This is a genomic window from Massilia sp. Root351 (genome assembly GCF_001425045.1).
Taxonomy (GTDB): Bacteria; Pseudomonadota; Gammaproteobacteria; order Burkholderiales; family Burkholderiaceae_D; genus Rugamonas.
Genome location: NZ_LMDJ01000001.1, coordinates 431,534 through 443,828, shown reverse-complemented (window position 1 = coordinate 443,828; position 12,295 = coordinate 431,534). Strand labels below are relative to the sequence as shown.

Annotated in this window: 11 protein-coding genes and 1 pseudogene; 8 read left to right on the top strand and 4 right to left on the bottom strand. The window is 65.7% G+C overall.

What is annotated here, in order from left to right; genetic code table 11:
- The first annotated feature begins 11 nt into the window (after positions 1 to 11).
- From ASD15_RS01975 to ASD15_RS33620, 4 genes and pseudogenes are all read left to right on the top strand, one after another.
- Positions 12 to 1,202, top strand: coding sequence for a DUF2863 family protein (locus ASD15_RS01975; RefSeq protein WP_057153061.1), 1,191 nt, complete (start codon positions 12 to 14; stop codon positions 1,200 to 1,202).
- 102 nt (positions 1,203 to 1,304) lie between these two features.
- Positions 1,305 to 2,483, top strand: a complete 1,179-nt coding sequence (locus ASD15_RS01970; RefSeq protein WP_057153060.1) for a tetratricopeptide repeat protein — start codon at positions 1,305 to 1,307, stop codon at positions 2,481 to 2,483.
- Positions 2,484 to 2,541: 58 nt separating this feature from the next.
- Positions 2,542 to 4,536, top strand: a complete 1,995-nt coding sequence (locus ASD15_RS01965) for a CocE/NonD family hydrolase (protein ID WP_057153059.1) — start codon at positions 2,542 to 2,544, stop codon at positions 4,534 to 4,536.
- Between the two features lie 50 nt (positions 4,537 to 4,586).
- Positions 4,587 to 6,445 (top strand): annotated as a pseudogene (locus ASD15_RS33620) (methyl-accepting chemotaxis protein).
- A 46-nt stretch (positions 6,446 to 6,491) separates the two neighbouring features.
- Here ASD15_RS33620 and infA read toward each other — a convergent pair.
- On the bottom strand, positions 6,492 to 6,755 hold the full coding sequence (gene infA, locus ASD15_RS01955; protein ID WP_057153057.1) for a translation initiation factor IF-1: 264 nt from the start codon (positions 6,753 to 6,755) through the stop codon (positions 6,492 to 6,494).
- Between the two features lie 374 nt (positions 6,756 to 7,129).
- On the opposite strand from infA, the gene ASD15_RS01950 reads away from it, so the two are divergent.
- Positions 7,130 to 7,858, top strand: a complete 729-nt coding sequence (locus ASD15_RS01950) for a hypothetical protein (protein ID WP_057153056.1) — start codon at positions 7,130 to 7,132, stop codon at positions 7,856 to 7,858.
- 37 nt (positions 7,859 to 7,895) lie between these two features.
- Here ASD15_RS01950 and ASD15_RS01945 read toward each other — a convergent pair whose 3' ends face one another.
- Together ASD15_RS01945 and ASD15_RS01940 are read right to left on the bottom strand one after the other, a co-directional pair.
- On the bottom strand, positions 7,896 to 9,239 hold the full coding sequence (locus tag ASD15_RS01945; protein WP_057153640.1) for an MBL fold metallo-hydrolase: 1,344 nt from the start codon (positions 9,237 to 9,239) through the stop codon (positions 7,896 to 7,898).
- 30 nt (positions 9,240 to 9,269) lie between these two features.
- On the bottom strand, positions 9,270 to 9,641 hold the full coding sequence (locus ASD15_RS01940) for a carboxymuconolactone decarboxylase family protein (protein ID WP_057153055.1): 372 nt from the start codon (positions 9,639 to 9,641) through the stop codon (positions 9,270 to 9,272).
- A 137-nt stretch (positions 9,642 to 9,778) separates the two neighbouring features.
- Between ASD15_RS01940 and ASD15_RS01935 the strand changes: the two genes are divergently transcribed.
- Positions 9,779 to 10,135: a helix-turn-helix transcriptional regulator gene (locus tag ASD15_RS01935; RefSeq protein ID WP_057153054.1), complete on the top strand. Its 357-nt coding sequence runs from the start codon at positions 9,779 to 9,781 to the stop codon at positions 10,133 to 10,135.
- Positions 10,132 to 11,256: an SRPBCC domain-containing protein gene (locus tag ASD15_RS01930; RefSeq protein WP_200953901.1), complete on the top strand. Its 1,125-nt coding sequence runs from the start codon at positions 10,132 to 10,134 to the stop codon at positions 11,254 to 11,256. The genes ASD15_RS01935 and ASD15_RS01930 overlap by 4 nt, the downstream gene beginning before the upstream one ends.
- On the opposite strand, the gene ASD15_RS01925 is transcribed toward ASD15_RS01930, so the two are convergent.
- Positions 11,253 to 11,747: a DNA-deoxyinosine glycosylase gene (locus ASD15_RS01925; RefSeq protein WP_057153053.1), complete on the bottom strand. Its 495-nt coding sequence runs from the start codon at positions 11,745 to 11,747 to the stop codon at positions 11,253 to 11,255. The two genes, ASD15_RS01930 and ASD15_RS01925, sit on opposite strands and share 4 nt — an antisense overlap.
- Positions 11,748 to 11,824: 77 nt before the next feature.
- Between ASD15_RS01925 and ASD15_RS01920 the strand changes: the two genes are divergently transcribed.
- Positions 11,825 to 12,262, top strand: a complete 438-nt coding sequence (locus ASD15_RS01920; protein WP_057153638.1) for a DUF962 domain-containing protein — start codon at positions 11,825 to 11,827, stop codon at positions 12,260 to 12,262.
- Positions 12,263 to 12,295: the final 33 nt, after the last annotated feature.

Here is a 12,295-nt window from a genome sequence, read left to right as displayed (position 1 = left end):
TCAGCGCACACATGCCTAAAAATAAGCGCCCCGCTCCCCGCAAGAACAGCACCCCACCCGAAGAAAAAGAAGAATTCCTGGCCGAGGCGCTGTGCGCCACCGCGCTGGAACTGGCCGAGCAGGAGGACAGCGACCAGCTGAGCGCCGAGCTGCGCCAGAAGGCCGCCGAATTCCCGCGCCAGGTGCGCAAGTACGTGCAGCAGAAGAAGGACGAGCTGCTCTACAGCGCCATCGAACTGGCCCGCTTCGAAGACGTGGACGCCTACCGCCTGCTGCGCGAGACCGTCGAAGAGGCGGCCGGCACGGTGCTGATCCGCCGCGAAGGCCAGCCCGACATCGAGATCAACGCCTTCGCCATTCCGGTGTTCGTGCACAGCACGGGCGGGCTGGTGCAGGCGCAGGAATTCCAGGACGAAGCCGCGTTCGACGCACTGCTGCAGAGCTTTACCAAGGACGGCCTGGAAAGCCCGAAAGCCAAGGTGGTGCTGGTGCAGCATGCCTACGACCTGGACGAGATCGACCGCGTCAGCTACAGCCAGCTCAACGCCATGGTGCGCGAGGCGGCCACCTCGATGATGGAAAAGAAAATGCAGGCTGCGCCCGCGCTGGAGCGCAGCATGGGCGGCTGGGCGCCAACCGGCTTCGGCGCGGACGACACGGCGGTGGAACTGCGCTTCCTGCTGGGCTTTGCGCTGAAGCGCGCCGACGACCCGTTCTACCAGCCGCCGCAAGGCGAGCAGGAACAGGACGACTACTACGCCGCGCGCATGGAGCGCTACCGCCAGTGGACCTTGAAGGCGGCGCCGCTGGTGCAGCGCTGCCTGGCCGGCGCGCGTCCGCTGGAGCTGAACTTCCTGTACCAGGACCTGTTCTACGGCGCCAAGGAACAGGCGCAGGCCGAATACGCCATGCTGGACATGATGGCCAAGCTGGGCCAGGCGCTGCAGGCGCATCCGGAGGCCAGCGCCGTCATCGCCCCGGCCGACGTGCGCGGTGACATGGTGCTGCGCGTGACCCTGTACGGCGCGCCCGGCGGCGCCGTGCTGCTGTGCTGCGACAAGCCGATCGACCTCGGCTGCGACCTACAGCTGGAGGTGGACGACATCGCCGACGCGCTGGCCACCATCGGCCTGCACGCAGTGTCCGTGGCGCAGCGTTTCGACGCCCAAGGGCAACCGGTGGAAGCCAGGCCGCTGGGCTAAAATCCCCGCCATTCTGCCCTGCGGAGGGCTGCTGCAACGCCGCATATTTGCCGTTTGACAGTGGCATGGCAGCCGAGGATACTTGTTTCATGGAGGTGTACCATGAAACGCTTTACCGCCCTGCTCCTGTCGCTCACCGCATCGCTGCTGCTGGCCGGTTGCGCCACGGTGGCGCCGCCTCCGCCGTCCGCGCAGCTGTTCCAGGATGAGCTGTTCGGCCAGCCCGACCCCGACATCAACGCCGGCCAGATTTTCGCTCTCACCGACGAAATGAAGAAGTACGCGCAAACGCTGGCGCATTCGCGCGCCAGGCGCGAGCCGCAACTGATCCTGTTCGACGCGCTGTACAAGCGCGACCAGCTCAAGCTTGAGTACGACGCCACCATGACCCGCAACGCCGCCCAGACCTTCGAGGCGCGGCGCGGCAACTGCCTGTCGCTGGTGGTGATGACGGCGGCCATGGCGCGCGAAATGGACATGTCGGTGCAATACCAGGCCGTCACCACCGAGGAGACCTGGAGCCGCACCGGCAACCTGTACTTCGCCAGCGGCCACGTGAATCTGGTGCTGGGCAAGTCGCGCATGAAGGACACGCACAATGTGGAGCCGAACCAGTTCATGGTGGTGGATTTCGAGCCGCCCGCGGAAACCAGGAACCTGGTGACGGTGCCCATCCCGGAACAGCGCATCGTCGCCATGTTCATGAACAACCGCGCCGCCGAGTCGCTGGCGCGCAAGGAACTGCAGCGGGCCTACTGGTGGGCGCGCAAGGCGACCCAGGCCGACCCCACTTTCTTCAGCTCCTACAATACGCTGGCCATCGTCTACCAGCACCACGGCAACCTGCCGCAGGCGGAAGCGGCACTGCGCTACGCCCAGCAGCTGCAGCCGAACAACACCATTGCCATGTTCAACCTGGTGCAGGTGCTCGACAACATGGGCCGCACGCTGGAGGCGGCGGCCATACGCGAGGAGCTGGCGCGGCTGGAGCCGTACCCGCCCTTCCATTATTTCAACCTTGGCCAGAAAGCCATGAAGGAAGGCGACTACAAGAAGGCGCGCCACCTGTTCGCGCGCGAAGTGGACCGGGCGCCCTACTATCATGAGTTCCATTTCTGGCTGGCGGTCGCGTCCTACTACCTGGGCGACATGAAAACCGCCGACAAGCACATGAAACTGGCGATGGACAACAGCACCACGCGCAGCGACCACGACCTGTACGCGGCCAAGCTGGACCGGCTGAAGTTCCAGGAACGCCAACGCAACGCCTACTCAAATTGACAACATGCGCGATGGGCGGGTTACACTGATGGGCTCAGCCCCGACTATGTAAACGCCCATGACCGCACCACGCACCGCACCGCACGCTCCACTACGCACCGCCCTTTCCGGCCTGGCCCTCGGCCTGCTGCTGGCCTTCGGCGCCGCGCACGCCGGCAACGACGCCCCCGCCGCCGATACCTATTCGGTGCGCGAGCACTACACCAAGTACGAGTACCGCATCCCCATGCGCGACGGGGTGCGCCTGTTCACCGCCGTCTACGTGCCCAAGGACAGCTCGCAACGCTATCCCTTCCTGATGCAGCGCACGCCCTACAGCGCCGGCGTGACGGCCGATGAGAAGCTGCGCTACGGCGTGGACTTCTATCCCAAGCACCTCGGCCCGTCGCGCGCGTTCGAAACCAGCGGCTACATCTTCGTCAAGCAGGACGTGCGCGGCCGCTTCATGTCCGAGGGCAAGTGGCAGGAGATGACGCCGCACCTCAACGCCAAGCGCCAGCCGGGCGAAGGCAACGAAAGCCAGGACATGTACGACACGGTGGAGTGGCTGCTGAAGAACGTGCCCAACAACAATGGCAAGGTCGGCATCCACGGCATCTCCTACCCCGGTTTCTACACGTCGGCCAGCATCATCGATTCGCACCCTGCCATCAAGGCCGCTTCGCCGCAGGCGCCGGTGACCGACCTGTACATGGGCGACGATTCCTACCACGGCGGCGCCTTCATGCTGGCCGCCAATTTCGACTTCTACGCCGCCTTCACGGAAGAGCCGAACCCGACGCCGCTGCCGGCCACCTGGACCGACTTCGACTACGGCGCGAGCGACGGCTACGACTTCTTCCTGAAGCACCGCACGCTGGAGAAAATCGGCGCCACCATGACGGACAAGCAGCGCGCGCTGTTCTGGCCCAACGTGGAGCACAGCACCTACGACGCGTTCTGGCAAAGCCGCAATATCGCGCCGCACCTGAGGAACATCAAGGCGGCCGTGCTGACCGTGGGCGGCTGGTACGACGCGGAAGACCTGCAAGGCCCGTTTACCACCTACCAGTCCATCAAGCGCCACAATCCCGGCATCTACAACGGCCTGGTGATCGGCCCGTGGGTGCACGGCGGCTGGGCCGGCGACGACGGCAAGCGCCTCGGCCATGTGCGCTTCGACGCCAAGACCTCGGACTACTTCCGCCAGCACATCCTGCTGCCCTTCTTCGAGCAGCACCTCAAGGATGCGGGGGAAAAGGGCGGCAAGGCGGCCGCCGCGCCGAACGTGCGCGCCTTCGAGACCGGCAGCAACGTCTGGCGCAGCTACAGCGCCTGGCCGCCGCAGCAGGCCAGGGCGCGCACGCTGTACTTCGGCGCCAACGGCACCCTGGGCTGGCAGCAGCCGGGCGCCATCAGCGGCGCCGGCTACGACGAATACGTCAGCGATCCGGCCAAGCCGGTGCCCTACATCGGCTACCCGGCCACCGGCGTGCCGAAGGAATACATGGTCTCCGACCAGCGCTTCGCCGCCTCGCGGCCGGACGTGCTGGTATACCGCAGCGAAGTGCTGGAACAGGACGTGACGGTGGTGGGCACGGTGTCGCCCAAGCTGTTCGTCTCCACCAGCGGCACCGACGCCGACTGGGTGGTCAAGCTGATCGACGTGTACCCGGACGACTATCCGCAACCGGACGAAGGCAAGGTCGGCGGCAAGCAGGAGGAAGAGCACGACGTGGGCCCGCCGCAGGCCAACATGGCAGGCTACCAGCAGCTGGTGCGCGGCAATCCGCTGCGCGGCAAGTTCCGCCACAGCTTCGAGAAGCCGGAGCCATTCGTACCGGGCAAGGTGGAGGCGCTGAACTACAGCATCGGCGAGGTGAACCACACCTTCCGGCGCGGCCACCGCATCATGGTGCAGGTGCAAAGTTCCTGGTTCCCGCTGGTGGACCTGAACCCGCAGGCTTTCATGGAGATCCCGCGCGCCAGGCCCGAGGACTTCAAGAAGGCCACGCAGCGCGTGTATCACGCGCCGGGCATGGCGTCCGGCATAGCGGTGCAGGTTCTACCGTGAGGGATTGTTAACCGACGTTGGGAGGCAGCGTGGCGAGACTATTGAACAGCATGAGATTGTGGCAGCGTTTCGCCCTGCTGGGCATGATGGGTGTGCTGCTGGTGTTGCCTCCGCTGGTACTGTACCTCGATGGCAGCAACAAGAGCATAGACTACTCGGTCACCGAGCGCAGCGGCGTGGCGCCCAGCGAAGCGGCCATGCGCCTGCTGCAGCGGGTACAGCAGCACCGGGGCCTGTCTGCCGCCTTCGTCACCACCGGCCAGCTGGCCAACCAGCGCAGCGCCAAGGCCGAGGAAGTGGGCCGCGCGCTGGCCGAAGTGGAAACCCTGCTCAAGGGCGAGCACCGCGCCACCGCCAAGGTGCTGGCGCAGGTGCGCAACGACTGGCAGGCGCTGCAAGCCCGGGTCGCATCGCGCAGCCTGAACACGGCCGACAGCTACCAGGGCCACACCGCCCTGTGCGAAGTGCTGCTGCTCTTGCTGGAAGGCGTGGCGGACCGCTATGGCCTGGCGCTGGACCCGGACGCCGACAGCTATTACCTGATGCGCGGCGTGCTGTTCGACCTGCCGCAGCTGTCCGAAAGCACCGGCCAGCTGCGCGCCAGGGGCGCCGGCATCCTGGCCTCGAAACAGATCGACATCGACGGCCGCGCCGCCATGTACGGCTTGCTGGCCAAGGAAAGGCTGGCGATCGACAGCGCCACCCGCTCCTTCCTGAAGAGCTACGACGGCAATGCCGCCGTCGAGCGCAAGCTGGGCACGGCAGTGGCCAGCGCCATGCGCATGGCGCAGGAAGTGTCCGACCTGGCGCGCGGCAAGGTGCTGGCCGACACCATCGACTATCCTTCGTCCGACTATATCGCGTTCACCACGCGCGCCATCGACACGCAGTTCGAGGCGGCATACGCCGGCCTGGGCGAACTGGGCGCACTGATCGACGACCGGGTCGCGCGGCAGCGCCAGACGCGCAACCTGATGGGCGCCAGCGTGGCGGTGATCGCGCTGCTGGCAGGCCTGATCGGCTGGGCCATCAGCCGCCACCTGATCCGCCAGCTGGGCGGCGAACCGGCTTACGTTAACGCAGTGCTGCTGAAGGTGGCCGAGGGCGACCTGACGCAGCACATCGCGCTGGCCGCGCGCGACAAGGACAGCATGGCGCGCTCGCTCAAGCTGATGGTGGAACGCCTGGCCGATACCGTGGGCCGGGTGCGCGAAGCGGCCGACGGCATCAGCGAAGCCGCCAGCCAGACCAGCGCCACAGCCCAGTCGCTGAGCCAGAGCTCCAGCGAACAGGCGGCCGGCGTGGAGCAGACCAGTGCCTCGGTGGAGCAGATGACGGCGTCGGTTCAGCAGAATTCGGCCAACGCCAAGGTGACGGCGGAAATCGCAGGCGATGCCGCCAGCAAGGCGCAGGCCGGCGGCGGGGCGGTGGCGGAGACGGCGGCGGCGATGCAGCAGATCGCCAGGAAGATCGTCATCATCGACGACATCGCCTACCAAACCAATTTGCTGGCGCTGAACGCGGCCATCGAGGCGGCAGCGCGGGGGAACACGGCAAGGGATTTGCGGTGGTGGCGGCCGAGGTGCGCAAGCTGGCCGAACGCAGCCAGGTGGCGGCGCAGGAAATCGGCCAGACGGCGCACGCCAGCGTCGGCATGGCCGAACAGGCGGGCGCGCTGCTGCAGGAAATCGTGCCGGCCATCGGCAAGACGTCAGGGCTGGTGCAGGAGATCAGCGCCGCTTCGGACGAACAGAGCGCCGGCATCGGCCAGATCAACCAGGCCATGGGGCAGCTCGGCCAGTCGACCCAGACCAACGCCGCCTCGTCCGAGCAGCTGGCGGCAACCGCCGAGGAACTGAGCGCCCAGGCCGAGACGCTGCAGGAGCTGGTGGCCTTCTTTAAGGTGTAAGCGGGGCCGGCGGCCGTGGCTACGGCAGCTGCGGCCCGCTGTGGCCTTAGCGGCGGCGCGGGAAGTTTTGCGTCGGCGCTGGGCCGCGTTTTTCGATGTGGCGGAAAATGATGCGGCCCTTGGTCAGGTCGTACGGCGACAGCTCGAGCGTCACCTTGTCGCCCGCCAGGATGCGGATGTGGTTCTTTTGCATTTTGCCCGAGGTATAGGCGATCAGCTTGTGGCCGTTGTCCAGGTCCACGCGGAAACGCAGTTCCGGCAGCGCTTCGGACACGACGCCACTCATTTCAATCAGTTCTTCTTTAGCCATGCATTTACTCCTGTGTGGGCGCTGCTGCGCCGAATTCGGGGACCAACTGGGGAGGACGGGAGGCGGGAAAAAAAAAGCCCGCTTGCTGCGGGCTTCGTTTCAATGTATTGCCAATAATGCTACAATCGCTGCTTGGCCCGTGCTATCTGCGCGGTGCCGGAGCTTCGGACGCCCATGCTATCTGCATGGTGCCTCCAATGTGTAAACCGACTATCGTATCTTGAACTACAATCCCCATCCGACTTGAGTGCTTCGCAGCTTTACACACGCGGCATCGCTCGTCTCCCAGGGCTCGGCGGGGTTCAGAACTCCACCGAAGACGCAAGTGTAACACAGTTTTGTGCGACGCACAAAACTATTTCGCAGAAAGAATTATGAGCACCCCCAGCGCAACCCCAGACCTGCCATTCCGCGCCACCACCGACGAAGCCTGCGCCTGGCTGGCCCAGCAGACCGCCACCCCGTGGACGCTGGCGCGGCTGATCGAACAAGGGCTCACGCCCTACGTGTGGCTGGACTACGACGCCGCCTACCCCGAGCTGTTCGGCGACGCCAACGGCGGCTACGCGGCGCCCATCTTCTATGAGGGCGACACGCAGCGCCTGGCGGCCGGCAGCGCGGACGTACTGATCACCATCACCAAGGATGCGTACAAGATCGTCACGCGCCTGCCCGAGCCGGGCTTCCGGCGCGAACTGCATGCGCTGCGCTTCCTGAAGAAGGAAGTGGAAAAACTGGCCGGGCGGCTCAAGCACGAGGCCGAGGCAGCGGCCAGGCCGCCCAGGCTGGAGACCGCGCGCGAGTCGCAATTCGGCATCCCCAAGGCCGAAGTGCTGGCCGCGTTCGGCCGCCTGGCCAGGCTGGACCTGGACCAGGCGCTGGACGAGGCCATCGGCATCTTCGGCGACGACGGCGCGCGCGTGAAGGCCAGCGCGAAAAAGTCCAGGCGCAACGCGGTATGGAACCCGGTCACCCTGGCGCTCGGCCTGCACGACGTGTACGGCGTGCCGATCGGCTCCCTGAAGCGCGCCTTCAAGTCGCACGATTTCCTGTACGGCTGGAGCCAGGACTGGGAACAGTCGCTGGCTTTGCTGGGCAAATAGTGGAAGTTGCGAAGGCCGGCTTCCGCGCTCGGGCCAGCTAGCGCGCCAGCAGGCGGCGCAGCTGGGCGGCCTGGTAGGCGCCGAAGGTGTCGCTGAACAGGCAGCGGACCAGGGGGTCGTCGACGGCGTCGGCGTCCTGCAGACAGCGCTCGGTGGCGGGATCGAATACGGCGTCGTTAATGCGCATGTACATGGACGTCAGCGACTCGCCCAGCTCCAGCGCGGCATACAGCTTGGCCGCCGGGATTTCCGTGGTCCAGCCCAGCGCCGCGTTGCCGTCGTCAGCATGGGCGCCGCCGGCATCCAGGCGGTAACGGAACCGAGTGACCTGGCCGGCATGGTCGTAGACCGACAACTGCCAGTAACGCGTCTCGTCGAAATACTCGGACGACGCTTCCACATCGCCGTATTTCTCCAGCAGGCCGGAGCGGCAATAGTCCGTCACGCGCGAGGCCTGCGCGGCCGTCAGCGGCGCGAAATGGCGCGCGATGTCGGCCGTGCGCGGAGGCGCGGCGTTGCCTTGGTATTGATAGTCCACGTCCTGCTCGCCCACCGGCACGACCCAGGGCAGCGGCGGCGCGGCCTTCAGCGAGGCGGCATCCAGCAGCACCGACACGGATGGATTGAGCCGCACCACCTGCGCCTGCGGCAGCGCCTCGCCCACCTCCCGCGCGAACTGGCGGTAGCTGATCGGGAAGAAGGCGCGGTTGTACCAGGACCAAGGCTCCTGCAGGAACTGGCAGGAGCTCGGCACCACGTAGCGCGGCTTGAGCACCTTGAGCTGCGCGATCCACTCTTCCGGCAGTTCCGGCGGCGCGGCCGCACTGCGCGACGGCTGCAGCACCTCGATCTCGCGCATGGTCTGGAAAGGCCACAGCACCATGTCCCACGGGCCCTCCTGCGCCAGCTGGGCCAGCGTGTGGCCGTCGATCCACGAATCGACCACGTTCAGCACGTTCATGCCGGCCGCCTTCACCTGGAACATCGAATCCACGTCCGCATCCATGGCCTCGCGCGGGATCACCTCGAACGGACCGGCACGCACCGGCACATTCAGCTGCAGCTGCTGCACCTTGGCGAAGCCGAGCCGGCGCACCATCTCGAACAGCTCGTCGAAGATGCAATAGATGTACAGCGGCGTGGCGCGGTCCAGCAGGTCCAGGCTTTCGAGCGAGCAGTGGTCGTCATGGAAGTGCGAGATGAACACGGCGGCGAACTTCTGCTCGCGGATCTGCGCGTGGTCGAAACGCACGTCCGGGAAAGCGTGGCAATTGCGGCTGAACGGATTCTCGAAGATCGTATCAAACGCGATCTGCGTCCCCTCGCACTCGAACACATAGCCCGCGTGCAGTATTCTCGAAATTTTAAGTTGCTTGCTCATGCCGCATTCTACAGCGAGCAGCATGCGATCTCAGGGCGGGGTAGCCTGGGCAGTACCGGTTGCGTCAGGGGAAACGGCTTCATCATACAGCCGCAGTGCAAGCAGGCCGTGGCCGACTGCCGCGCCGGCGCGCAGGGCGGAGGCGATGAATACCGCCTCGGCGATCTCCTCGCGCGTGGCCCCTGCCCTGGCGGCGTTCTTCGCGTGCGCGTCGATGCAGTAGGAACACTGCGTGGCCAGGGCGACCGCGATGGCAATGAGTTCGCGGTACTTCTCCGGAATGGCGCCGCCTGCGCGTTCGGCAGCGGCCTTCAGGCCGAGGAAGGCTTTCGCCTCCGTGGGGGCGAGCTGGATGAGTTCTTTCGCCAGGGTCAAGTCTGCTGGGCTTTGGTATCCGGACATGTGGTCTCCTTGGGGTTGTGTGGAAGTACTGCATCAGCTAAGAGGCGGGCAAGCGCCGAAAGGATTCGCGGCACCGAAAAAATAATTCGATCGGAATCTGCTTGACTCCGGCTTGGCGCCGGCCTACATTAACCCTTATGGGTGAATATAATACAACGCAGCTGGACGATCTCTTCGTGGCGATGTCCGACGGAACGCGGCGCGCCATCCTCGCGCGGCTGGCGCAGTCGGATGCGCGGGTGACCGAGCTGGCGAGCGCTTTTCCGATTTCGCTCAACTCGACCTCCAAGCACATCCGCATTTTGGAACGCGCGGGGCTGGTCAAGCGCACCGTGCAAGGCCGCGACCATGTACTGTCCCTGAACGCCGCCCCTATGGCGGCAGCCGCCGAATGGATGGCGTTGTACCGCCGCTTCTGGGATAGCCGATTGGCGGCCCTGGAGGATTTCGTACTCAGGAACCGCAACAAGAACAAACCCGGGAGCACACAATGACACAGGCAAAGAACGGCAACAATACCGGCAGCGATGCCGAAAACACCGCGGGCACCGTGGTGGTCAGGCGCACCATTCCCGCCACCGTCGATGAACTGTTCGACGCCTGGCTGGACCCGGAAAGCCTGGCGCAGTGGATGCACCCCGGCACCACGGCGCGCAGCACCGCAAGCGTGGACGCGCGCGTCGGCGGCGCCTTCGAAGTGATCATGCACTCGCCGAACAAGCCCTTGCGCCACTACGGAGAATACCGCCACATCGAGCGCAACAAGAAGCTCGCCTTCACCTGGATCTCGGACGCCACGCACCACGCTGAAACGCTGGTGACAGTGGAATTCAACATCGCCGGCGCCGGCACGGAAATCGTGCTCACGCACGAGCGCATGCCCGGCCGCGAGGCCGGCCAGGCCCACGCACAAGGCTGGGCACAGGGCTTCGAACTGCTTGAAAATCTGGTCGCGCCCAAGCCGCTGGTGCTCGCCACCTTCGACTGGGTGCCCGAAATGCCGAGGGGCTTCGTGCGCGACATTCGCGTGCGCTGGGCACTGGAAGAAGCCGGCCTGCCCTACCGCGTCCAGAGTGTGCCGTTCAGCGACCGCCAGGCCGAACACTTTTCGCACCAGCCCTTCGGCCAGGTGCCATGGCTGACCGACGGCGGCATGTCGGTCTTCGAGACCGGCGCCATCCTGCTGCACCTGGGCGAGCGCAGCACGGCGCTGCTGCCTGCCGACCCGCGCGGCCGCGCCGAGACCCTGGAGTGGCTGTTCGCCGCCCTCAATTCCGTCGAGATGGCCAGCCTGCCGTGGGCACTGATGCAGTTCTCGGGCAACAACGACGGCACACCGGGATGGCAAATGATGGACGACTTCCTCAAAAAATCCCGCCTCCCCCACCTGGAGCCGGTGCTGGCCCAACGCGAGTGGCTGGCCGGCTCCTTCTCCATCGCCGACATCACGATGGCCGACGTGCTGCGCCTGGTAGACCGCTTCGGCGGCCTGTCGGACTTCCCCGCCTGCCGCGCCTACCTCGCGCGCGCCACAGCCCGCCCATCCTTTGTAAAGGCCCACGCAGACCAGATGGCGCACTTTGCCGCGGCGGACGCCAGGATGGGCCCGCGCTAAAGCAGCACTTTCCACCGCTCCAGCTTTTGCGCCAGCGTCAATGACGCATGGGCTGGCGAGGTGGAAGGCAGCACCACGGCGCGGTAGCCCTGCGCGGCAAACCCGGGCGCGAACTTGCCGGAGGTCTGGCCGTTGAAACCCACCGTTTCCAGTAGCGGACACAGTTCGCGCAAGCGGGCGAAGTCGTTGGCGGCGGGCTTGCGGATGGCCGAATCCAGGCTGCCTTGGCGCTCGCAGGCGCCCAGCACATCCCACAGCCCGAACCCGTGCGCCAGCAGGCGCGGCAGCCGCTCGCCGTAGGGCAAGCCTGCCAGGTCATCGCCGGTCAGCGCGGACAGGATGGGCCACAAGGCATTGCGCGGGTGGGCGTAGTATTGCTGTGCTGCCAATGAGGCGGCGCCGGGGAAGCTGCCCAGGATCAGGATGCGGGTGCGGGCGTCGATCACCGGGGCCAGGCCGGCCAGCGCCGTGGTTTCTTGTTTGTTCGTCATGGCCTCTTGTTGGGGCGGGGTTCCAGTGTAGAATCGGACGGTAGTGCTGAACAATAACAATGCTGGAGATTCTGAGCATGAGTGAACCGCGCCCCATCGATGTGCTGCTGGCCAAGTATAGCGAAAGCCACCTGAACCACACCAACGAGATCATCCATTTCGTGTGCGTGCCGGCCATCGTATTTTCCCTGCTGGGGCTGATCTGGTGCCTGCAGCCGCTGGCGGCGCTGGGCGTGGTGCTGCTGTCGCTGGCCTATTACGTGCGGCTGTCGATCCCGTTCGCGGCCGGCATGCTGGTGATGTCGCTGGCCATGCTGGGCGTGCTGTCGGTGCTGCCGCCGCCGTCCATCCTGCCGCTGTCGATCGCGATCTTCGTGCTGGCCTGGATCGGCCAGTTCATCGGCCACAAGATCGAGGGCAAGAAGCCGTCCTTTTTCGACGATGTGCGCTTCCTGCTGATCGGGCCGCTGTTCGTGCTGAGCTTCCTGTACCGCAAACTGAAGCTGGCGTACTGAGCCGGCCGGCAAAAGTTAGTACCGAGCAAGACA

Coding starts and splice junctions, on each gene's coding strand:
- ASD15_RS01950 (WP_057153056.1), top strand. CDS start 7,130: ATGAGCACCCCCAGCGCAACCCCAGACCTGCCATTCCGCGCCACCACC.
- ASD15_RS01940 (WP_057153055.1), bottom strand. CDS start 9,641: ATGTCCGGATACCAAAGCCCAGCAGACTTGACCCTGGCGAAAGAACTC.
- ASD15_RS01970 (WP_057153060.1), top strand. CDS start 1,305: ATGAAACGCTTTACCGCCCTGCTCCTGTCGCTCACCGCATCGCTGCTG.
- ASD15_RS01975 (WP_057153061.1), top strand. CDS start 12: ATGCCTAAAAATAAGCGCCCCGCTCCCCGCAAGAACAGCACCCCACCC.
- ASD15_RS01925 (WP_057153053.1), bottom strand. CDS start 11,747: ATGACGAACAAACAAGAAACCACGGCGCTGGCCGGCCTGGCCCCGGTG.
- ASD15_RS01935 (WP_057153054.1), top strand. CDS start 9,779: ATGGGTGAATATAATACAACGCAGCTGGACGATCTCTTCGTGGCGATG.
- ASD15_RS01930 (WP_200953901.1), top strand. CDS start 10,132: ATGACACAGGCAAAGAACGGCAACAATACCGGCAGCGATGCCGAAAAC.
- ASD15_RS01920 (WP_057153638.1), top strand. CDS start 11,825: ATGAGTGAACCGCGCCCCATCGATGTGCTGCTGGCCAAGTATAGCGAA.
- ASD15_RS01965 (WP_057153059.1), top strand. CDS start 2,542: ATGACCGCACCACGCACCGCACCGCACGCTCCACTACGCACCGCCCTT.
- infA (WP_057153057.1), bottom strand. CDS start 6,755: ATGGCTAAAGAAGAACTGATTGAAATGAGTGGCGTCGTGTCCGAAGCG.
- ASD15_RS01945 (WP_057153640.1), bottom strand. CDS start 9,239: ATGAGCAAGCAACTTAAAATTTCGAGAATACTGCACGCGGGCTATGTG.